The 20,233-nt window shown below is 69.5% G+C and carries 18 protein-coding genes and 4 pseudogenes; 11 read left to right on the top strand and 11 right to left on the bottom strand.

The genetic code is table 11. The annotated features are described in order from the left end of the window. Positions 1 to 29: 29 nt before the first annotated feature. The 4 genes and pseudogenes from ACGFW6_RS21245 to ACGFW6_RS21230 all read right to left on the bottom strand — a co-directional run bounded on the left by ACGFW6_RS21245 (position 30) and on the right by ACGFW6_RS21230 (position 3,517). Positions 30 to 1,217, bottom strand: a complete 1,188-nt coding sequence (locus ACGFW6_RS21245; protein WP_393511899.1) for a CE1758 family FMN-dependent luciferase-like monooxygenase — start codon at positions 1,215 to 1,217, stop codon at positions 30 to 32. 133 nt (positions 1,218 to 1,350) lie between these two features. Beyond that, on the bottom strand, positions 1,351 to 1,659 hold the full coding sequence (locus ACGFW6_RS21240) for a GNAT family N-acetyltransferase (protein ID WP_393511896.1): 309 nt from the start codon (positions 1,657 to 1,659) through the stop codon (positions 1,351 to 1,353). 123 nt (positions 1,660 to 1,782) lie between these two features. Next, positions 1,783 to 2,714: pseudogene (locus ACGFW6_RS21235) on the bottom strand (SDR family oxidoreductase). Between the two features lie 83 nt (positions 2,715 to 2,797). Then, positions 2,798 to 3,517: an isochorismatase family protein gene (locus ACGFW6_RS21230; protein ID WP_393511894.1), complete on the bottom strand. Its 720-nt coding sequence runs from the start codon at positions 3,515 to 3,517 to the stop codon at positions 2,798 to 2,800. A gap of 276 nt (positions 3,518 to 3,793) precedes the next feature. Here ACGFW6_RS21230 and ACGFW6_RS21225 point away from each other — a divergent pair, with 276 nt between their 5' ends. Continuing rightward, a complete protein-coding gene (locus ACGFW6_RS21225) occupies positions 3,794 to 4,690 on the top strand; it encodes an LLM class flavin-dependent oxidoreductase (RefSeq protein ID WP_393511891.1) in 897 nt (298 codons plus the stop codon). Between the two features lie 77 nt (positions 4,691 to 4,767). Beyond that, on the top strand, positions 4,768 to 5,637 hold the full coding sequence (locus ACGFW6_RS21220; protein ID WP_393511888.1) for a helix-turn-helix domain-containing protein: 870 nt from the start codon (positions 4,768 to 4,770) through the stop codon (positions 5,635 to 5,637). Here ACGFW6_RS21220 and ACGFW6_RS21215 read toward each other — a convergent pair. Both ACGFW6_RS21215 and ACGFW6_RS21210 read right to left on the bottom strand, forming a co-directional pair. Continuing rightward, positions 5,594 to 6,589, bottom strand: coding sequence for an alpha/beta hydrolase fold domain-containing protein (locus tag ACGFW6_RS21215; protein ID WP_393511885.1), 996 nt, complete (start codon positions 6,587 to 6,589; stop codon positions 5,594 to 5,596). The genes ACGFW6_RS21220 and ACGFW6_RS21215 overlap by 44 nt on opposite strands. A 169-nt stretch (positions 6,590 to 6,758) precedes the next feature. Further along, positions 6,759 to 7,505 (bottom strand): Asp/Glu racemase, encoded by a 747-nt coding sequence (locus ACGFW6_RS21210; protein WP_393511882.1) that lies wholly within the window; start codon positions 7,503 to 7,505, stop codon positions 6,759 to 6,761. 230 nt (positions 7,506 to 7,735) lie between these two features. On the opposite strand from ACGFW6_RS21210, the gene ACGFW6_RS21205 reads away from it, so the two are divergent. The 4 genes from ACGFW6_RS21205 (at position 7,736) to ACGFW6_RS21190 (ending at position 11,805) form a co-directional block, all read left to right on the top strand. After that, entirely contained in the window at positions 7,736 to 8,893 is a 1,158-nt protein-coding gene (locus tag ACGFW6_RS21205) for a homogentisate 1,2-dioxygenase (protein WP_393511879.1), read from the top strand. Then, a complete protein-coding gene (locus ACGFW6_RS21200) occupies positions 8,890 to 10,173 on the top strand; it encodes a hypothetical protein (protein WP_393511876.1) in 1,284 nt (427 codons plus the stop codon). The genes ACGFW6_RS21205 and ACGFW6_RS21200 overlap by 4 nt, the downstream gene beginning before the upstream one ends. Continuing rightward, the gene (locus ACGFW6_RS21195) at positions 10,170 to 10,445 is read left to right on the top strand and encodes a YciI family protein (RefSeq protein WP_393511873.1); all 276 of its coding nucleotides are present in this window, start codon (positions 10,170 to 10,172) and stop codon (positions 10,443 to 10,445) included. Before ACGFW6_RS21200 ends, ACGFW6_RS21195 begins: the two co-directional genes overlap by 4 nt. A gap of 409 nt (positions 10,446 to 10,854) precedes the next feature. Next, entirely contained in the window at positions 10,855 to 11,805 is a 951-nt protein-coding gene (locus tag ACGFW6_RS21190) for an NmrA/HSCARG family protein (RefSeq protein WP_393511871.1), read from the top strand. 87 nt (positions 11,806 to 11,892) lie between these two features. Here the strand turns inward: ACGFW6_RS21190 and ACGFW6_RS21185 are convergent, their stop codons facing one another. The 3 genes and pseudogenes from ACGFW6_RS21185 to ACGFW6_RS21175 form a co-directional block, all read right to left on the bottom strand. Beyond that, entirely contained in the window at positions 11,893 to 12,264 is a 372-nt protein-coding gene (locus ACGFW6_RS21185) for a DoxX family protein (RefSeq protein ID WP_393511868.1), read from the bottom strand. 225 nt (positions 12,265 to 12,489) lie between these two features. Beyond that, positions 12,490 to 13,970: pseudogene (locus tag ACGFW6_RS21180) on the bottom strand (AMP-binding protein). Then, positions 13,936 to 14,292 (bottom strand): FCD domain-containing protein, encoded by a 357-nt coding sequence (locus ACGFW6_RS21175; RefSeq protein WP_393511942.1) that lies wholly within the window; start codon positions 14,290 to 14,292, stop codon positions 13,936 to 13,938. The pseudogene ACGFW6_RS21180 and the gene ACGFW6_RS21175 overlap by 35 nt, the downstream one beginning before the upstream one ends. Positions 14,293 to 14,494: 202 nt before the next feature. Between ACGFW6_RS21175 and ACGFW6_RS21170 the strand changes: the two are divergent. After that, positions 14,495 to 14,680: pseudogene (locus tag ACGFW6_RS21170) on the top strand (DUF3459 domain-containing protein); the annotation flags it as partial. An 18-nt stretch (positions 14,681 to 14,698) separates the two neighbouring features. On the opposite strand, the pseudogene ACGFW6_RS21165 reads toward ACGFW6_RS21170, so the two are convergent. Both ACGFW6_RS21165 and ACGFW6_RS21160 read right to left on the bottom strand, forming a co-directional pair. Further along, positions 14,699 to 15,073, bottom strand: a pseudogene (locus tag ACGFW6_RS21165) (LysR substrate-binding domain-containing protein); the annotation flags it as partial. A gap of 94 nt (positions 15,074 to 15,167) precedes the next feature. Next, on the bottom strand, positions 15,168 to 15,632 hold the full coding sequence (locus ACGFW6_RS21160) for a GntR family transcriptional regulator (protein WP_393511865.1): 465 nt from the start codon (positions 15,630 to 15,632) through the stop codon (positions 15,168 to 15,170). A gap of 131 nt (positions 15,633 to 15,763) precedes the next feature. Here ACGFW6_RS21160 and ACGFW6_RS21155 point away from each other — a divergent pair, with 131 nt between their 5' ends. Genes ACGFW6_RS21155 through ACGFW6_RS21140 form a run of 4 tightly spaced genes read left to right on the top strand, consistent with a single transcriptional unit; the run spans position 15,764 to position 20,220 of the window. Beyond that, positions 15,764 to 16,615 carry a fumarylacetoacetate hydrolase family protein gene (locus tag ACGFW6_RS21155; RefSeq protein WP_393511862.1) on the top strand — a complete coding sequence of 284 codons (852 nt, stop codon included), beginning with the start codon at positions 15,764 to 15,766 and terminating at the stop codon, positions 16,613 to 16,615. A 56-nt stretch (positions 16,616 to 16,671) separates the two neighbouring features. Then, positions 16,672 to 17,595 (top strand): VOC family protein, encoded by a 924-nt coding sequence (locus ACGFW6_RS21150; RefSeq protein ID WP_393511859.1) that lies wholly within the window; start codon positions 16,672 to 16,674, stop codon positions 17,593 to 17,595. 10 nt (positions 17,596 to 17,605) lie between these two features. After that, complete coding sequence (locus ACGFW6_RS21145; RefSeq protein WP_393511856.1) at positions 17,606 to 19,447, top strand: FAD-dependent monooxygenase; 1,842 nt, start codon at positions 17,606 to 17,608, stop codon at positions 19,445 to 19,447. Continuing rightward, positions 19,444 to 20,220 carry an enoyl-CoA hydratase-related protein gene (locus tag ACGFW6_RS21140; RefSeq protein WP_393511853.1) on the top strand — a complete coding sequence of 259 codons (777 nt, stop codon included), beginning with the start codon at positions 19,444 to 19,446 and terminating at the stop codon, positions 20,218 to 20,220. The genes ACGFW6_RS21145 and ACGFW6_RS21140 overlap by 4 nt, the downstream gene beginning before the upstream one ends. Positions 20,221 to 20,233: the final 13 nt, after the last annotated feature.

Below are 20,233 nucleotides of genomic sequence, written 5' to 3'. Positions count from 1 at the left end.
AGGCTCCTGATGGGTGCCGACGGCGGCCGTCAGAACGCGGCCGGGTAGCTGGCTTCGACGGTCGGGTCGCTGTCCTGGTAGGGCGAGGTGCCGGACAGGTTGTCGCCGCGGTTGGGGTTCGGACGCGGCTGGCGCGGCGCGGCGTCGCCGTACTTCGCCTTGATGAGGGAGGCGTGCGTCGGGGCGTCCGGGATGCCGGGCTTGCGGCGGGCCGCCATCTCCTCGCGCAGCACGGGTACGACCTCGGTGCCCAGCAGTTCGACCTGCTCCAGTGCCAGGTCGACCGGCAGACCGAGGCCGTCGACCCCGAAGAGCTGGCGCTGGTAGTCCCCGAAGCCCTCCTGCCAGGTGAGGACCTTGTCGATCACTTGCTGCGGGCTGCCGACGGTGAGGGGGGTGGCGGCCATGTGGTCCTCCAGCTTCGAGCCCCGGAAAATGGGGTGGCTCTCGAAGTAGGGGCGGAAGGCGTTGACCGCGTCCTGGGAACGCTTGGCGATGTGCGCCATGCCGCCCAGGCCGACGATGGCCTGCTCGGCGGTGCCGTGGCCGTAGTGCTCGTACCGCCGCCGGTAGAGCTCGACGATCGGCTTGAAGTGGAAGTTCGGGGCCAGGATGTGGTTGGCGAAGAACCCGTTGCCGTAGTACGCCGCCTGCTCGGCGGTCTCAGGACTGCGGATGGCGCCGTGCCACACGAAAGGGGGGACGTCGTCCAGCGGGCGCGGCGTGGAGGTGAAGCCCTGCAGCGGGGTGCGGAACTGTCCCTCCCAGTCGACGACGTCCTCGCGCCACAGGCGGTGGAGGAGGTTGTAGTTCTCCAGGGCGAGCGGGACGCCCTGACGGATGTCCTTGCCGAACCAGGGGTAGACGGGGACGGTGTTCCCGCGCCCGAGCATCAGGTCCAGGCGCCCCTTGGCGAGGTGCTGCACCATCGCGTAGTCCTCGGCGATCTTCACCGGGTCGTTGGTGGTGATCAGTGTGACGGCCGTGCTCAGGATGATCCGCTCGGTCAGTGCCGCGATGTGGGCGAGCACGGCCGGGGGAGAGGAGGGGATGAAGGGCGGGTTGTGATGCTCCCCGAGCGCGAACACGTCGAGCCCCACCTCGTCGGCGCGGCGGGCGACCTTGACGATGTTGCCGATCCGCTCGGCCTCGCTCTGGGTCTGCCTGGTGGCCGGGTCGGGCGAGATGTCACCGATACTGAAGATGCCGAACTGCATGGTGGAACTCCTTGGGGTTACCGAACCGCTCATGTAGTCAAACGAGGTGATACGTCATCTATTCCCGGGTGGGTGACACCCCCCGGGGGTGCCGTGGGACCGCGTGCCGGGCTGGGTGACCCGGGTGGGCCGCTCAGTCACTCACCTTGCTCCGGTTCTGGTACAGCAGGTCGGCGTAGTCGGGGTGGCGGTCGATCCAGCCGGCGTAGAAGGAGCAGGTGGCGAGCACACGCAGCCCAGCGGCGCGGGCCTCGTCGAGAGAGGTCCGCACGAGCGCGGAACCGACCCCGCGGCCCTCGTACGCCGGTGCCACCTCCGTGTGGACGAACGCGATCAGTTCCGCCGTCCGGATGTACTCCGAGAACCCGGCGACCTCGGGCTTCCCGTCCATCCGCGCTTCGTAGCGGCGCGCCTCGGGTGCCTCGACGACCTTGACAGTCACTTGTTCTCCTTGGAACTCGGGCGGTTCGACGCGGCGGGAGTCCGACTTCGTCGGGTGTTTGTTGACGCGTCTACGAAATTAGTTCGGGAAGATTGATATGTCAACTATATCGTCCGGCGCGTGTCAGCTGGGCCCTCGGCCTGGGCAACAAGTGAAACCCCCAGGTCTGCCGACCTGGGGTTTTGAGTCTGGGGCGGGCGACGGCAACCGGCGCGCCCGCGGACCGGGCCGACCTCGTAAGGGCCAGAGGTACTTCGCGGACTGGCCGGCGTCGATGGGCAGCACCGTGGCGTTGACGTAGCTGGCGTCCTCGGAGAGCAGGAAGGCCACGACGGACGCGATCTTGTGAGGCTGCCCGTGGCGCTGGGTCGGATTGACGCCGATGAACTGCTCTGCGGTGCCCTCGGGGTCCTCGGGGTCCTCGGGGTCCTCGGGGTCCTCGGGGTCGAGCCTGCGCATCACGTTCTCGATCATGGGCGTCCAGATCTTGCCCGGGGCGATCGCGTTGGCGTGGATCCCGGACGATGCGCACTCGAGGGCCGCGGTCCGGGTCAGGCCGACGACGCCGTGCTGGACGCGACATAGGCGGACGCGCTCTCGACCTCCCTGATACCTCCGACGCTCGCGCTGTTCACCACCGAACTACCGCCCTCACGGCGCATCACGGCGAGCACCTTCTTCAGGCCCAGGAACATGCCGCGGAGGTTGATGGCCGCCACGGGGTCGAAATCCTCTACCCCGTAGTCCTCGGTCGGGTTCGGGCGCCCCTTGATGCCGGCGTTGTTGAAGAAGCCGTCGATGCGGGAGAAGCGCTCAAGGGTGGTCGCCACGTAGCGCTCGACATCCTCGGGGCGGGACACGTCGGCCACGACCGAGACGAACTGCGCCCGCGGGTTCACTTCGCGGACTGCGGCCTCCGTTTCGGAGGGGCCGTCTTTGGTGATGTCGACGAGGGTCAGTGCCGCCCCCTCCGAACCAAGACGGACGGCGGCGGCGCGGCCGAGCCCCGATCCGGCTCCGGCGATGATGTCGGTTTTGTCGGTGAAGCGATCCATGGTGTGTCCTTCTCAGGGACTGCCGGCCGAAGGCCCACGGGCCGCAGGGGCCCTCGGGCCTTTCGGCTCGGCGATGGTGCCGCTCAGGCAAGGCCCAGCAGGGCGGCCAGCGCCTGGCCCCTCGGGGTGGTCCAGTCGACGGCGAGTTCGGACACGACCTGCGCTGTCGAGCTGATCACGGCTCCAGCCTGTTCCATGCGGCGCAGTGCGGCGTCGTCGCCGATCTTGGTGAAGGAGGCCGAGGCGTCGGTGACGACCTGGACCTCGTAGCCCTCGTCGAGGAGTTGCAGGACCGGGAAGACCACGCAGACCTCGGTCGTGATGCCTGCGATGATGATCTTCTTACGGCGGGTGGCGCGGACGGCCTGGGCGAAGTTCTCGTCGTGCATGGCGTTGACGATGCCGGCCCGCTTGATGCGGTCGGCGAATGCCTTCGGCGCGATCTCCTCCAGCTCGGGCAGCAGCGGGCCCTGGATGTTCTCCTCCATGCTGGAGGTCAGCACCAGCGGCATCTCGGTGGCGGTGGCTATCTTCGCCAGGTTCAGGGCGGACTTCTTGACCTCCTCGACGTCGTGCGAGTGCGTCCAGGACATGGTGCCGATCTGGTGGTCGATCAGCAGCATGGCGGCGTTCTCCGGAGTGAAGTCGTTGGTGGGCGTCGCGCTCTTTCTGGACTCCGGCCTGTCCGAGCGGTGGTCCGAGTTCCTCTTCGATGCCGCCTGAGCCACCGAGGGTGCGGCGAGGGATGCCCCCAGGCCCAGGGCTGCGGTGATGGCGCTACGGCGGGAGAAGAAATTGCGCATGGCTGCAAACTCCTTAGGAATGGCTGCGGAGGGTTGATGCATCACCTTTATATGTGATGCATCAACACCATGTCCAGACGAGGAGCTTAGACAGCCTGTCCAGGCGCTGTGTCGCAAGTTTGAGTGGCATCCCCCCGCGGGCGCGATCTCGGTGACCGCTCGTCGCCCAGTGATCGAAAACGGCGTCGCCGTGTGGTGGAATGTTGTTACGTCAACTAACATGCGTCCTGGATTCGGTGTCAGCCGTGGCCCGGGCCTTCGAGGAGGTCGTAGGAGATGACCCAACAACCGCAAGAGCTGCTCTTCGGCAGCTTCATCACGCCGAGCGTCGATCGCATCGAGCAGGTGGTGGAGCTCACCCGGCTGTCCGAGCGGGCCGGGCTGGACCTGGCCACCTTCCAGGACCATCCGTACCAACCGAGGCTGCTGGACTCCTGGACGCTGATCTCCTACCTGGCCGCGGCGACGAGCCGGATCAGACTGGCGCCCAACGTGATGAACCTGCCGATGCGCCAGCCCGTCGTGATCGCCCGCAGTGCCGCCAGCCTGGACCTGCTGAGCGGCGGGCGCGTCGAACTGGCTCTGGGGGCGGGCGGGTTCTGGGACGCCATCGAGGCGATCGGCGGCCGACGACTGAGCCCGGGTGAGTCCATCGACGCCCTCGAAGAGGCCATCACCGTCATCCGCGAGATCTGGGACACGGACACCCGTGGCGGGGTGCGGGTGGACGGCTCCCATTACCAGGTCGCCGGCGCCAAGCGCGGGCCCGCGCCCGCCCATGACATCGGCATCTGGGTCGGCGCGTACCGGCCCCGCATCCTCCGGCTCGTCGGCCGGGTCGCCGACGGATGGGTGCCCAGCCTGAGCTACCTGGAGGGCGGGCTCGCCGGGCTCGCCGAGGCCAGCCGGCACCTCGACGAGGGCGCCCAGGCAGCCGGACGCGACCCCGCCGCCATCCACCGGCTGCTCAACATCGGCGACCACTTCACCCCGGATGGCTCTCCGGTCCTGACCGGTCCGCTGGTCCAGTGGGCCGGACAGCTCGCCGAGATCAGCGTCGAGTACGGGGTGACCGGCTACATCCTCGCGGGCGACAACCCCACCACCATCCAGCAGTTCGGCGAGGAAGTGGCCCCCGCCGTCCGCGAGTTGGTCGCGAAGGCCCGCACGTAACTGCCAGAGCACAGCTGATACATCAACCCGGGGATGCGATACGCGTCCTGACTGGAAAGAGTTGACTGGTTGGCATCATGAAGGATCACACGGCAAGGGCCGACGCGGGCGGACTCGGCGGGTTCCTGCGAGCGCGCCGGGAACAGCTGCGACCCGAGCAGGTGGGGCTGCCATCCTCCGGCCGGCGCCGAACTCCCGGGCTGCGGCGCGAGGAACTCGCCACCATCGCCGGCGTGAGCGTCGAGTACTTGGAACGGCTGGAGCAGGGGCGGGACACCAACCCCTCCGTCGCGGTGCTCGGCGCACTCGCGGAGGCGCTGCGGCTGTCCGACGACGAGAAGCGGCACCTTGCGATGCTGGCCATGAACCGGCACAGCGGCACACTCGTCCCGGCGGCCCACCCGGTCGGCGAAGAGCCGAGATCGACGCTGCGTGCGCTGCTGGACCATCTGGATCCCACGCCTGCGTGCCTGCTCGGACCGATCTACAACCTCGTGGGATGGAACCACGCCTGGGAAGGCGTGGTCAGGCCGCTCGGCGTGCTGGACGACGACCGGCCCAATTTCTTCCGGTTCCACTTCCTGAACCCGATGGCGCACACGATCTTCGCCGACGACCACTGGGCCGTTATCGCCGACGAACTCGTCGGCTGGCTCCGCTCCGCCCAACCGGAGTGGGGCACCGACGACGAGTTCCGCATGCTGGTCGAAGACCTCGGCGCGGTACCCGAGTTCGCCAGGAGATGGGCCGCTCACCCGGTCGCGTTCCGGCAGCCGGGCAGCCGGGTTCTCCTTCACCCCGAAGCCGGAACCCTTCGCTTCACCATCGAGGTCCTCCTCGTCGGCGAGGGCCAGCACTGGCTGCAGCTGTGGGTGCCGTACGACGACGAGACCACGTCCGCCATCAACGCCCTGCTCGCCGGTCCAGGGAACGGGCGAAGCCGCTGACGCTGCGGATGTTCGCCGCGTAGACCTCGGGCAGGGTCGCGCGGAATAGGATCTCGGCCTCGTGGGAGAGCCCCACGTTCAGCCAGGCGCTCGCCGGGACACGCGCCGCGAGCAGTTGGCGGTAGTAGCCGAGACCCTCGTCACGCAGCGGGTCGAGCTCGTTGACCGAGATCACGTGCGGCGGAAGCCCCTCCAGGTCGGCGGTGGTGGCCCGGGCAGGCCAGCAGGTGGCCTCGTCGATGTGTGCCGACCCCGGGTCGTAGATCTCGGCGAGCACCTGCATCATGTCGCGCTGGTTGAAGTACCCGTCGTTCTCGGCGACGGAGGGAAGAGCTCCGCTGTCCGCGGCCCACTTGCCGTGGACGTACGGGCAATGGGCGTACACCCCGGAGATCGTGGAGAGGAACCCCTCGCGCTTGGCCTTGATGGCGAGCGCGAGGGCGAGGTTGGCGCCGCCCGAGTCGCCCGACACCACGATGTTCGACACGCCCAGCTCGGCGGCGTGCTCGGCGACCCATTTCAGACCCGTGGCACAGTCCTCCAGACCTGTCGGGTAGGGGTAGGGGCCCAGCCTGCCCGCGCCATTGCGGAACTCGACGCCGACGACGACCAGGCCGTCGGCGGACAGCTCGCGCCGCCAGCGGTCGTAGACCGCGCCGGTCGCACCCATCATGACCATGCCGCCGCCGTGGACGTAGTAGACGCAGGGCAGCGGGCCCTCCGCGGCCTGGGGACGGGTCACGTACAGCTTGATCTCGTGGCCGTCGGCAGCCACCGCCGTGCGGGTCTCCGATGCGATCCCCTCGACCTCGGGCAACCCCGCCGTCAGTGCCTCGAACACCGGCTCGAAGGCGGCCTCGGCGGCGGCCGCGAACTCCAGAAGTTCCGCACGCGGGGAGCGGGCGGTCACCGGCGGCGCCGACGCCGGCCGGTCGAGACCGAACGGCGCCAACGCCGCCACCACGCCCGGGTGGACCCGGGGGTCGGTCCCGAGTGAGAGCTCTGGGTCTCCCAGGCGCCCGGGTGCGCTTGTGCGAGGTTCCGTAGCACTATCCGTCGTCACGGACGGCTCCTTCTTGTCGTGAGTGGATGTTTGGAGGGGGCGTTGTGCGGGGCGCCTGTCAGTGCTTGAAGAGTTCGCCCGCGCCGGGCACGGGGGTGTGGGCGCCGAGGGAGTTGAGCAGCTGCCAGGAGGTGGCGGTGGAGGCGGTGATGACGGGGAGTCCGCCGACGGCCTTCTCAGCGGCGGGGATGGCCTGCAGGGAGGGCATCTGGACGCAGGCGCTGAGGACGACCGCGTTCACGCCGCGGGTGTCGAGGCGTTCGGCGATCTCGGGCAGCTGTGCCTGGTCGAGACGGCCGACGGCGAGGTTGTCGTCGACCTCCAGGCTGACGGCGTCCTGGACCTCGATGCCCTCGGCCTCGATGTAGTCGGCGACCAGCGCGGTCAGCGGCTTCATGTACGGGGTGACGATGGAGACCTTGCGGGCCCCGAGGTGGTGCAGACCCGCCACCAGGGCGCCGGCGCTGGAGACGACGTCGACCGGGTCGCCCGCGTCCTTGGCGGTCTGGGTGAGCCGCTCCTCGATGTCCCGGTGCACGCCGCGGCCCTGGGACATGATGGCGACCAGGCAGGCGTAGGCCATCACGTCCACGGCCGCGTCGGCCAGTTCCACGGCGGCGCGGTCGGCGTCGGCGTTCATCGCGGCGAGTTCCTCCGCGGTGACCGTCTTCATCCGCATCCGGCTGGAGTGGAACGTGAATCTGTTGTCCGACCTGGCCGCGACCCGGCGCAGCACCTCGGGGACCTCGGTCTCCATCGTCGTGTTCGAACTGGGCACCAGCAGGCCCACACGGTAGGAAGTCATCGCCGTTCACCTTTCGTCGCACATGCGGCTGGGCCACGACGCTGTCACCGACCACCCCCGGGAGGAACGCCCGGCGGATACCCGTACTCGCAGGGAGGGGCTCCGTACTCGCAGACTCTCCCTGCGAGTACGGAGTATCGTCCGGGCGTTCCTCGCCGGACGTGCCGCGTCCATCGTCAGTGGCAAGCAGTCGAACCCGCGGAGAGGGACATCCGATGGAAATCAGGCCGATGCGTTCATGGATTCACCACAGCAGGGGCAAGGTGCTGCGGCAGGCGGAGACCACGCGGGCCGGTCTGGGCCTGTTCGAGGACATGTTCACCCGGCAGGGCTTCGAGGGCCGTGACGCGCACCTGTACAGGCGTCACGAGCCGACCGCCTGGAAGCGCGCCGAGAAGGACGCGCAGGCCTACGACTTCGACGGGCAGGTGGTGGAGCCCGCCGACCTGGCGCAGGCCGACGGGGTGCCGCTGCGGCTGTTCTCCAACGAAGACGTCTCCGTCTGGGTGAGCCGGCGCAGCGAGAACATGCCCTTCTCGGTGCGGAACGCCGACGGGGACGAGCTGTACTTCGTGCACGACGGCACCGGCACCTTCTACACCGAGTTCGGGCCGATCCCCTACGAGCCCGGTGACTACGTCCTGCTGCCCAAGGGTACGACGTACCGGATCCGCCCGGCCGGCCCCGTGAACTACTTCCTGATCTTCGAGTCGCCTGAGGAGCTCGGCTTCGCCGACATCGGGACGCACGGCCGCCGCGCCCCGTTCGACCCGGACCTGCTGTACGTGCCCAGCCCGGCGCTGGACGAGCTGGGTGACGGCCGCAACGAGGCGGGCGAGTGGCCGGTGCGGATCAAGTCCCTCGGTGCATACACGTCGGCGTTCTACGAGTTCGACCCGATCGACGTGGAGGGCTGGAAGGGCGACCTGTTCCCCTTCAAGCTGAACATCCGTGACTACCGGCCGATCATGAGCGACCGCATCCACCTGATGCCGTCCGCGTACGCCGTCTTCGCAACTCCGGAGTTCATGGTGGGCAACCTGCTCCCGCGCCCCTACGAGTCGGGCGAGGACACGGAGAAGATCCCTGCGTACCACCGCAACGTGGACTACGACGAGTTCACGTTCATCCACAACGGCACGGTCATGGGCCTGGACGTCGCCAAGGCCAGCATCTCCCTGGTACCTCGCGGCCGGCACCACGGCTTCCCGGAGCAGTACCAGGAGGTGCTTCGCAAGACCGTCAAGCCGGGCGACCACCTCGACTACGAGATCATCTTCATGGACACGGTGCAGCCGCTGACGCCCTCGCAGGAACTCTGGGACACCAAGCGTCAGGGCGAGCACTTCTTCGAGGGCGGACGCGACAAGGGCGGTGACACCCAGTGACGCAGCAGAAGCGGATCAGTGCCAACGCCGTCGGCCTGATCGATTTCGAGGCGCTGCCGGAGGGGACGGAGACGACGCTCGTCCCGGTCACCGCCTCCGACGGCGCCGGCTCCCGCGGGGTCCTCTACGCCCGTGGCGCTGAGCGGACGGTGGTCGTGGTGTCGCACCCCCGGGGCGACATGAGCCGGCACTATGCCGCTCCGGCGGTCCTGGAGGCCGGGTACGCCCTCTACGTCCAGCTGACCCGAGGCTTGAACAACGACCTCGACGTCGAACACGAGCGGCTGCTGCTCGATCTCGCGGCCGGGCTGAGCCACCTGAAGGAGGAGCGGGGCTACGAGAAGATCGTGCTGCTGGGCAACAGCGGCGGGGGATCGCTGCTGACGTTCTACCAGCAGCAGGCGAGCACGCCCCCGCCGCACAGGCTGACGGACACCGCGTCCGGGGATCCACTGGACCTCAACTCGGTCGAGATGCCCAAGGCCGACGGGGTCGTCCTGATCGCCGCACATCCCGGCCAGGGTGCGATCATGCTCACCGCCATCGACCCGTCCGTGATCGATGAGAACGACCCGCTGGCGGTGGATCCGGATCTCGACATGTACAACTCGGCGAACGGGTTCCGCGAGCCACCGGAGCCGAGCAAGTACTCCGCGGAATTCGTCGACCGGTACCGGGCGGCCCAGCGGGCCCGCGTGGCCAGGCTGGACGCCAAGGCGCACGCGCTGATCGCCGAGCAGCGGCGACACAAGCTGCGGATGCAGGAGCCGGGATTCTCGGACCTGCCGCTGGAGGAGCGCACCTACATCACCCGCCGTGCGCTCGTCGGCCAGCACATGGTCGTCCACCGGACCGAGGCCGATCCCGCGTACCTGGACACGAGCCTGCACGCCTGGAAGTCCACCCGGAAGGCCGGCTCGATCCTCGGCCCCCGTCCGGACCAGGTCAACTACGCACCCGGCGGGTTCGGCCGGTTCGTCACACCGCGGGCGTGGCTGAGCACGTGGTCGGGGCTGTCCACCAGGGCCGCCCTCGGCGAGTCGCTGAAGTCGGTCCGTGAACCACTGCTCGTGATCAACCTGACGTCGGACAGCATCGCCTTCCCCGACGACACCCAGGCGCAGTTCGACGCCGCCCCGGCGGAGGACAAGACGATCCGGTTCGTGGAGGCCGAGCACTTCGCCACGCCCCTCCCGAAGCGTGCAGAGGCGCTGCGCGTCGTCGTCGAGTGGCTCGCGCCGCGTTTCCCGGGATCGCTCACCGACCAGGAGATCAGATGAAGCACTTCGTCGTGACACTCGTATTCACCGATGGGCTGCCCGGTCCCGAGGTGGGCCGGGAACAACAGGCATTCGTGGCCCAACTCCACGAGCGAGGCGCCCTCGTCATGTCCGGTCCGTTCACCGACGGGCGTGGTGGGATGGCCGTGCTGCGCGGTGACTCTCTCGAAGAACTGCGGGACCTCTATCGCGAGAGTCCTGTAGTCCGCCACGGCGGCGCTACGGCAGAAGTACGTGAGTGGAACGTGCTCTTGGACGCGACTGAGCAGTGACGTCGCGAGACGCCGGTTCCGGTCGAACCGGGACCGGCGTCCAGGGCGTGAGTACCCGCGGCGGTCAGCGTGCTGATGTATCAAGGGCTGCGCATCTGCCGAGACTGCGTCGAGACCACGGAAGCGCGTTGTGGCGAGGGGCGCGGGGCCGCCGGCTGGGTCGCGGGCAGAGGGCGGGGGCATGGACCGGCCGCCAGGGGTGATGGATGTGGCGCGGGAGGCCGGGGTCTCGCACATCCCCGTCTCGCGTCTCGTTGACGCCGCATCTCCCTGGCGTCGGCGTTACGCAGCAAGAGTGAAGATCTGAGTGATCATGGCGTAAGGCACCTCGTAAAAATTGACGCATCACGTGCGGTCTGTTGCGGTTGATGTGTCAACCGCAATCCGTCCTGGTACAGAGGTAGCTGGCATGAGTGAGAAGAAGGTCATCGCGGTCGCCGGAGCCACGGGTTCGCAGGGTGGTGGCGCCGCGCGGGCGATCCTGGCCGATCCGGGCTCGGGTTTCACCGTGCGGGCGCTGACCCGGAACCCTGACTCGCCCGCGGCCAAGGAGTTGGCCGGACTCGGCGCGGAGGTCGTGCACGCGGACTTCGACGACGAGCCGACCGTGCACAGGGCGTTCGAGGGGGCCTATGGCGCGTTCCTGGTCACCAACTTCTGGGCGCACGGCTCGGCGGCCAAGGAGACCGAGGAGGTCGAGAACCTGGTCCGTGCGGCGAAGGCGGCCGGGCTGCGGCATGTGGTGTGGTCGACGCTGGAGGACACCCGCGAGCTGCTGCCGCTGGAGGACGAGCGGATGCCGGTCCTGCAGGGCAAGTACAACGTGCCGCACTTCGACGCCAAGGGCGAGGCCAATGAGCTGTTCCGGCAGGCCGGGGTGCCGACCACCTTCCTCAACACGACGTTCTTCTACCAGAGTTTCCTGGGGGCCATGGCCCCGAAGCGGGCCGAGGACGGCGTGCTGACACTGACGCTGCCCTTCGAGGACGGCAAGCTGTTGTCCGGCGTGGACGTCAACGACATCGGCCGCACCGCCCTGGCCATCTTCAAGAACGCGGAGCGCTTCATCGGACACACCGTCGGGCTGGCGGGCGACCACCTGACCGGCGCCCAGTACGCGGAGAAGATCGGTGCCGCGATCGGCGAGCCGGTGCGCTTCCAGTCGGTGCCCTACGACGTCTTCCGCTCGCTGGGCGTTCCGGCGGGCGACGAGATCGCCAACATGTTCCAGTACTACGGCGACTTCGACGAGGAGTTCACCGGCGCCCGTGACCTGGACGGGATCCGGGAGTTCCACCCGGAATTGAAGAGCTTCGACGCCTGGCTGGCCGAGAACGCCGGCAGTTTCCAGGTGGACTGATCGGGCACAACCCACCCTGAAGACCGTTGTCCCGGCAGGCCGAGCAGGCCTGCCGGGACAACGGTCGATTGTCGGTCCTGGTCCGGACTACATGGCCAGGCCGAGCGTGACCGCGGCGGCCACGGCGAGGAACAGGAAGAGGAACGGGCTCAGGGCGCTGTTCCGGGTGGCGGGGTCCGCGTAGTCGCCGGCCTTGGCGTGGAAGGCGACCCCGCCGATCATGGTGATGGCGAGACCTATGGCGGCGGCGATGCCCAGCGGCTGCCAGAACAGCCCGACGACGAGTCCACCGGCCGCGGCGAGCTCGGCCAGGCCGATGAAACGGACGAAGCCCGCGCTCAGCCCCATGTGGGACTGGAGCGCGGCGGGAACGTCGCCCTTCAGCAGCGCCTTGGGCGCACCCGCGGCGAGCGAGCCGAGCGCGAGGAGTGCGCTGAGAAGGGCGGCGGTGACGTACATGGATCGGTTCCTTCCGAGCGGCCCGCACCGGAACGACGGGCCGCCAGTTGTCGTTGACATATCAACAACGGAACCTTAAGCGCCATATAGAGGACTCGTCAATTAAGTGTCGCGGGGCCTGGTGCGACGCCGGTACCGGACGCCTGCTCGTGATGGACAGGGCGGGTGAACTCGTAGGCGGACTCCTGCTCCAGGGGCGGGCCGGGCACGTCGGGTGCGTGCTGCTCAGCGCCTGCCGTTATCGCCGGGAGCGGCTCCTGGTGCGGGCCCGCTGCGAGCTCTGCGTTCGGCCGACAACTCGGCGTACAGCGAGAGGAGTTCGGGGCGGTCGACGCTGCCCTTGTCGACGGCCGACACGGTCGCGGTCCCGAGCAGGATCTTCTTCACGGGCACCTCGAGCCGCTTCCCGGTCAGGGTGTGCGGGACGGCCGGCACCCGGACGATCTCGTCCCGGCACATGCCGGGGCGAGGCCTGGGTGCGGATGGTCCCCGCGATCCGGCCACGCAGGCCGTCGTCGAGCCGTACCTCCGGAGCCAGCGCCACGAACATCGGCATCCAGTAGCCGCCGTCGGGTTCCTCGACGCCGACGACCAGCGACTCCCGCACCTCGGGCAGGGACTCGACCGCCTGGTAGATCTCGGCACTGCCCAGCCGGACGCCCATCCTGTTCAGGGTCGCGTCGGAACGCCCGTGGACGACGATGCCGCCGTGGGAGGTGACGGTGATCCAGTCGCCGTGGCGCCAGACTCCCGGGTACGTGCCGAAGTAGGCGTCCCGGTAGCGGGCCCCGTCCTCGTCGTTCCAGAAGTGGAGCGGCATGGAGGGCATCGGTTCGGTGATCACCAGTTCGCCGACCTGGTCCACCACCGGCTGCCCGGCCTCGTCCCAGGCCGCCACGGCGGCACCGAGACAGGGGCGGGGATCTCGCCGGCCCGCACGGGGAGCCAGGTAGCGCCGCCCACGACGTGGCCTCCTCGCAGCCCGTCATGCCGTGGCTCGGCTCGTACGGCAGCCCGACGTTGTCCACGAGCACGGTCTCGCGCAGGGTCGGCAGGCTCTTGCGGAGCTCGTCGACGGCAGCCCGGCGGTCCTGCCGGTGTCCGCCGTAGAGGTATCCGTCCGCGGTGACCAGCACGACCGGCTCCAGCTGGGAGAAGCGATCGCTCGCGCTCGTGGCGGCGAAGTCCTGGCCGCGGGAGGACCAGACGGCGCCGACACTGGCCGTGGCGAGGAAGGCGACGACGGCGTGCGGGAGGTTCGGGAGGTAGCCAACGACCCGGTGCCCCGGCCGGACGCCCAGCTCGCGGAAGTGGGCAGCGAGCGCCGCGGTCCGCTGTCTCAGCTCGGCCCAGGACCAGTCCCTGCGACGGCCGTCCTCGTCGACGGCGAGGAGGGCGGGGCGCTCGGGGTCGGCCGCCCGGAAGACGTGTGCGGCGTAGTTGAGCCGGGCACCGGGGAACCAGGTGGCGCCGGGCATGGTCCGGTCGGTGAGCACCGCCCTCGGCGCGGCGGAGGCGTCGATGTCGAAGAACTCCCAGAGCGCGCCCCAGAGTCCCTCCAGGTCGCGGACCGACCACTGCCACAGCTGTGGGTAGTCGTCCACGTGGATGACGCGGTGGGTCCGCAGCCACTCGGCGAACCTCGTCAGGTTGGAAGCGTCGACGACGTCGTCACTCGGCTCCCACAGGAGTTCCTGGTCGGTCACCTGCGGTCACACTCCTCTGCTTCGCCATGCGCTGTTGCTCCCTGACCGGAGCGGCGACGGCGCGGGGTGCCAGCAGCGCGTCCGTCGTGCGCTGGATGTGCGCGGTCAGCTCGGCCACGGCGCAGTCGGCGTCGCCGGCCAGGGCCGCGTCGAGCATCCGGCGGTGTTCGCCCGCGACGTCCCGGCCCGCACCGTCGGTCGCCGCGCACGACCAGCAGCGGTAGACCTCGGTGATGGCACGCAGGGACTCGGCGAGGCCGCGGAGCCTGCCGTTGGGGCACGCCTCGTTGAGGGTCGCGTGAAACAGGGCGTGTGTCTCCAGCCACTCCTCGTTGATGGCGCCCGTCAGGTCGAGCGTCGGTTCTGTGGGGGTTCCATCGGTGTGGTGGGCTGTTGCACATGTCGGTTTGAGAGGCTGAAGTGCACAAGTACTCCTGCCGTGTCGTGCACATTGCGCTTGTCGTTGTCATTGCAGCTACGAGCGAAGAGAGAGTGTGCGTGCAAGCGTTCAAAGTCTGTACGCCTTGCGCGCTCCCGAGGGTGTACTCGCCTTCCGGCGCGGGGAGTTCGTGTGCGTCGCCAACACCGGCGGTGAGTCGGTGACCACTCCGGACTACGGCCGTGTCCTGCTGGCCAGCGGTGAGGTGACCGAGGCAGACGGCGAGACGAAGGTGCCGGCGGACATGACGGTGCGGTTCACGGCGGACTGACGGGACACCCCGGGCCGGTCAGAGCCGGGTCGCGGTTCTGACCAGGCCGGCGACGGCTCGGGAGCGGCTGTGCGGCGGCCAGGCGATGACGGTCGTGACCGTCGGCGCGTCCACCACCGGCACGGCGGCCAGGCCCTCCCGCAGTTGGGCCCGGCGCGACTCCGGCGCGATCCAGCAGGCGCGGCCGAGCGCGATCAGCTCGAGCAACTGGACGTGGTCCCGGACCTGTGGTCCGGGACCGTCCGGGTACTTGCCGTCGCGGTCGGGCCAGCGGGGCAGCGGCAGCTCGGTGACCTCGGCCGTCCGTAGCTCGGTCCGGGCGGCCAGGGGGTGTCCGGCCGGCAGGATCACCACCTCTCCCTCCGTGCGGAGGTTCTCGGTGTCGAAGCCGGACGTTGTTGCCGCCGGCACACGGGGCGTGCTGCTGACGCGGCCGACGCCCCGGACGGACATGACCTGGCTACTTGCACCACATGTGTTGCAGTCGCTACGGCGAGTGCAACTGCCTTCTGAGCTGCGAAGATAACGGCGATCCAAGCCAGTCGAGCGCAGAACCCCCACAGAACTGCAGGGTGGCGGCCAGGGTGTGGTGGACGGCTACGAGGCGTGACTGCCACGCGAGGTCGCCCCGCTCGACGGACTGCCGCAGGGCCTGGGACTCGATGGTGATCCGTACCCCGGTGAGATGGCGCAGATCTTCCTCGGACACCGACATGACGCGGAATCCAAACTGTCGTTCGGATTCGACGAGGCCCTGCTCGACGAGTCGTGGCAGGACTTCCCGTAGTACGCCGGTGCTCGCCCGGTAGTGCTCGCCGAGCTGGGTGAACGGGAGTCGCTCCCCGGGATTGAGGCGGCCGTTGAGGATGTCGCCGCGAAGTTCGGCGTAGACCTTCTCCGCCCTTGTGGGGGCGCCCGAGCGGCCCGCCTTCGACGGTGCGTCACTGAGCATGTTCTGAAGCAGAGCAGAGTCGGACCATTGTCGGAACCTCAAGAGAATTTCGAAATCATATTGACATGCCGAAATAGTCGGCGGATGTTGAGGGACAGACAGCACTGGCCGATGCGGCTCCAGGAGCGAACATGCGCATGGCATCCGTGGCACATCGCCTCACCCTCCTCTCCGCCGGGGGAGAGGCGATCGACGTCGCCCGACACAGCGATCACCGGTTCTCGTCCGACCCCCAGGCCGTCTACGAACGATGGGAGGAGTTCCGGGGCTGGGCCGCCGACGTGGGGCCGACGACAGACGGGACGGCCGAGGCGGTCGTCACGCCCGACACCCTCGGACCGCCCGCGCCGACGCCGCACCAGGTCTTCGCGATCGGGCTGAACTACACCGACCACGCCAAGGAGGCGGGGCTGGGGCTCCCCGAGGCACCGCCGACCTTCACCAAGTTCCCCACCTGCGTCACCGGCCCGTACGGCGAACTCCCGCTCCCCAGCGGCGCGGTGGACTGGGAGGTGGAACTGGTCGTGGTCATCGGCCGGCAGGCGCACCGCGTCAAGGAGGAGAAGGCCTGGGAGTACGTCGCCGGCCTGACCGTCGGCCAGGACTTCTCCGAACGGGAGGTGCAACTCGCGGGCCCCGCCCCGCAGTTCTCGCTGGGCAAGTCCTTTCCCGCCTTCGGCCCCATCGGTCCCTGGCTGGTCACGCCGGACGAGTTCGACGACCCGGACGATCTGGAGCTCAGGTGCACGGTCAACGGCGAGGAGGTCCAGAAGGCCCGTACCTCTTCGATGATCTTCCCGGTCTCCGAACTGATCGCCCGGCTGTCCGCGGTGTGCCCGCTGCTCCCCGGAGACCTGATCTTCACCGGCACCCCCAGCGGCGTCGGCGGCGCCCGTGACCCACGCAAGTTCCTCGCGCCGGGCGACGTGGTCGTCAGCCGCGTCGAGGGCATCGGCGAGATCCGCCAGCACTGCACCGGCTGACCCGTCGGCCGAGAACCGCCTCTCCCGCTCAACGACGAGTCCCAGAGGAACAGACCATGGCTCTTCACCGTCTGACATCGGTCACCGTCGGAGTGCCCGATGTCGCCGAAACCGCCTCCTACTACGCGGACTTCGGCCTGACCGAGTCCGCCTCCGGCACCTTTGCCGCCCTGGACGGCGGCGACCAGCTCATCCTCCGCCCCGCCGCCACCCGCCGACTGCTCGCCCTCGAAGTGGGCGTCGACGACGCGGACGACCTCGGCCGCGCCGCCGAGGGCCTGGGCCGCCTGAACGTCCCGGTCTCGCGGAGCGCGGACACGCTCGTGACCACCGACCCCGTCGGCGACGTCGAGGTGACCCTGCGGGTCGCCCCGCGCCTCGCCCAGCCCACGAGGCCCGCGATGCCGTACAACGGACCCGGCCGTTACGAGCGGCCCGACTCCCGGGCCCCCGCCATCCTGCGGGAAGGACCGGTCCGGCCCCGCAACCTGGGGCACGTGGTGATCGGTTCCGTCGACAAGGAGGCCTCCCAGCGCTTCTTCACCGAAGGGCTCGGCTTCAAGGTCACCGACGACATCAAGGGCATCGCCGCGTTCATGCGCTGCTCCACCGAGCATCACAACGTGCTCGTCCAGCAGTCCCCGTTGAACTTCCTGCACCACACCGCCTGGCAGGTCGACGACGTCGACGACGTCGGCCGCGGGGCCACCGCCATGCTCGAAGGGCATCCGGAACGCCACGTGTGGGGACTGGGCCGCCATCACATCGGCTCGAACTTCTTCTGGTACCTCAGGGACCCGGCCGGCAACTTCTCCGAGTACTACAGCGACCTCGACGTCATCCTCGACGACCAGCTCTGGAAGCCGGACGCCCTGGAAGGAGCCCGGGCGCTCTACGCCTGGGGGCCGCCTGTTCCGCCGTCGTTCCTCCTGCCGGAGGACATCGCCGCGCTGATGACCGGCGCCCACGCCCCGCGCTGAGGAGAGCGAGATGACCGTTGCCAGTCCCCGTCCGCCGCAACAGGTGGACGTGCTCATCGTCGGCGGCGGTGCCGCCGGGCTGACCGCCTCGCTCCTGCTGTCGCGGCTCGGGGTGCAGAGCCTGCTGGTGGAGCGCCACCCCGGCTGCTCCCACCTGCCGAAGGCACACATCCTCAACCAGCGGACCATGGAGATATTCCGGGAACTGGGCGTCGCCGACGACGTCTACAAGCGGGGCGCGCCGCGCGAGAACATGTCCACCGTCGCCTGGTCGACCTCCCTGGCCGGCCGCCGACCCGAGCACGGCCGGCTCATCGGCCGCGTCGACGCCTGGGGCGGCGGAGCGGACACGGCGGCCTACGAGCAGGCCAGCCCCTGCGTCTCGACCAACCTTCCCCAACTGCGCCTCGAACCGGTGCTGCGCCAGCACGCGGAGTCACTCGCACCCGACCGGGTCCTGTTCCAGCACGAGGTCGTCGAACTCGCCCAGGACGCCAACGCCGTCACCGCGACCGTCGTGGCCCTGGCGGACGGCACCCGCCACACCGTCCGTGCCCGCTACCTCATCGGCGCCGACGCGGGACGCCTCGTCGGGCCCACGACGGGCATCCAGCTGGGCGGCCTGACGGACGTCCTGGACATGGTCAGCGCACACATCAGCGCGGACCTGTCCGCCTGGATCGACGACCCCAGTGTCGTCATTCACTTCTTCGTCAATCCGGACGGCAGCGGCTCACTGGGCAGCGGCATCCTGATCAAGATGGGGCCGGAGCACTGGGACCAGCACTCCGAGGAGTGGGCCTTCCACGCCCTGGTGCCGCCCGGATCCGCCGTCCAGTACGAGGACGACTTCATGCCGGACCTGATCCGGCGCTCGCTCGGCATCCCCGACCTCCCGCTGACCGTGCACCGCACCTCGCACTGGCGGCAGGAGGCGACACTCGCCGACCGCTACCGGGTCGGGCGGGTCTTCGTGGTGGGCGACGCCGCCCACCGGCACTTCCCGACCACCGCCCTCGGCCTCAACTCGGCCGTCCAGGACGTCCACAACCTGGCGTGGAAGCTGGCCGCCGTCCTCTCCGGTCACGCCGGTGAATCGCTGCTGGACACCTACGAGCAGGAACGGCGCCCGGTGGCCCGCCGCAACGTCGAGCAGGCCACCACCGCGGCCCTCGCCCACCCGAACATCGACGCGGCCATCGGGCTGGCGTCGGGGATGCCGCCCGAGCAGGCCTGGGCACGCCTCACCGAGCTGTTCTCCGGCACCCGCGAGACGGCCGCACTGCGCGAGCGGGTCGCGGACGCCATCGCGTACGAGCGCCACGAAGTACGCGCCCACAACATCGAGATCGGCTACAGCTACACCTCGTCGGCCGTCCTGCACGACGGCAGCGCCCCCCACGTGTACGCCGATCCGGTACTGGACTTCCATCCTCAGACGCGCCCCGGGCACCGCGTCCCCCACGCCTGGCTGAGCCGGGGTGACCGGCAGCGGTCCGTCTACGACCTCACCGGGCGGGGCAGGTTCGTCCTGATCGTCGACGTCGACAGTCCTTCAGGCTCGGCGTGGGCCGAGGCTGCCGCAGACGCCGCCGGACGACTCGGGGTCCCGCTGGACGTCCTGCGGATCGGCGGCGCGGACAGTGCCGACGGCGAGGTCTGGGCCGACGTCACCGGGGCCTGGGCGGCGCAGCGTGAGGTCGGACCCGAGGGCGCGGTCCTCGTCCGCCCGGACCAGCACGTCGGCTGGCGCAGCATGGGAGGGCACCCGGCTCCGGGACGGGTCCTGGAGAAGGCGCTGCGTTACATCCTGGGGCGACCGGATGAGGCGCCCGGAAGCAGGGACGCGTGAGTGACGGCGAGCGGATGTCCGCGGGCATCCGCACCGCCCTCGACGGCGGCGTGCTGCGCGTGCTGCTGTCCCGACCCGAGCGGCTGAACGCGCTGCGCACGCAAGACCTCGACGAACTCGCCGACGTGATCGGCCGGGCGGCCGACGACGAGCGGATCCGAGTGCTGGTGCTGACCGGCGCCGGACGCGGGTTCTGCTCCGGCGCGGACCTGGGGGCGGAGGTCGACGCGGACACGGTGGACGCGGCCGGCCGGGCCGTCCTGGCCCTGCGGCGGATCGGGATACCGGTGGTGGCGGCCGTGAACGGCGTCGCGGCGGGCGTGGGCTGCTCCCTCGCCCTGGCCTGCGACCTGGTGATCGCCAAACGCTCGGCGTCCTTCCTGCTCGCCTTCGCCGGCGTGGGCCTCATGCCCGACGGCGGGGCGACCGCGCTCGTCCCGGCGGCCGTGGGCCGGGCACGGGCGATGTGGATGGCCCTGCTCGGCGAGCCGGTTCCGGCGCGGACCGCCGCGGAGTGGGGCCTGATCGGGCAGGTGGCCGACGACGACCTCTTCGACGCGACCGTGGCCGAGGTGACCGCGCGGCTGGCCAGCGGGCCGCCGCTCGCCTACGCGCGGATCAAGCACGCGATCGGCGAGGCGGCACTGCCCGGCCTCACCCGTGCCCTGGAGAGCGAGAGAACAGGTCAGACGGAGCTGTTGCGCAGCCGTGACTTCGCCGAGGGCACGGCCGCCTTCCGGGACCGCCGGGAGCCCAGGTTCACCGGAACCTGAACCATGCAGAGAG

Origin of the sequence: Streptomyces sp. Y7 (assembly GCF_043195415.1) — a bacterium.
In the GTDB taxonomy this organism is placed as follows: domain Bacteria; phylum Actinomycetota; class Actinomycetes; order Streptomycetales; family Streptomycetaceae; genus Streptomyces.
This window is presented reverse-complemented; position numbering and strand designations above follow the sequence as displayed.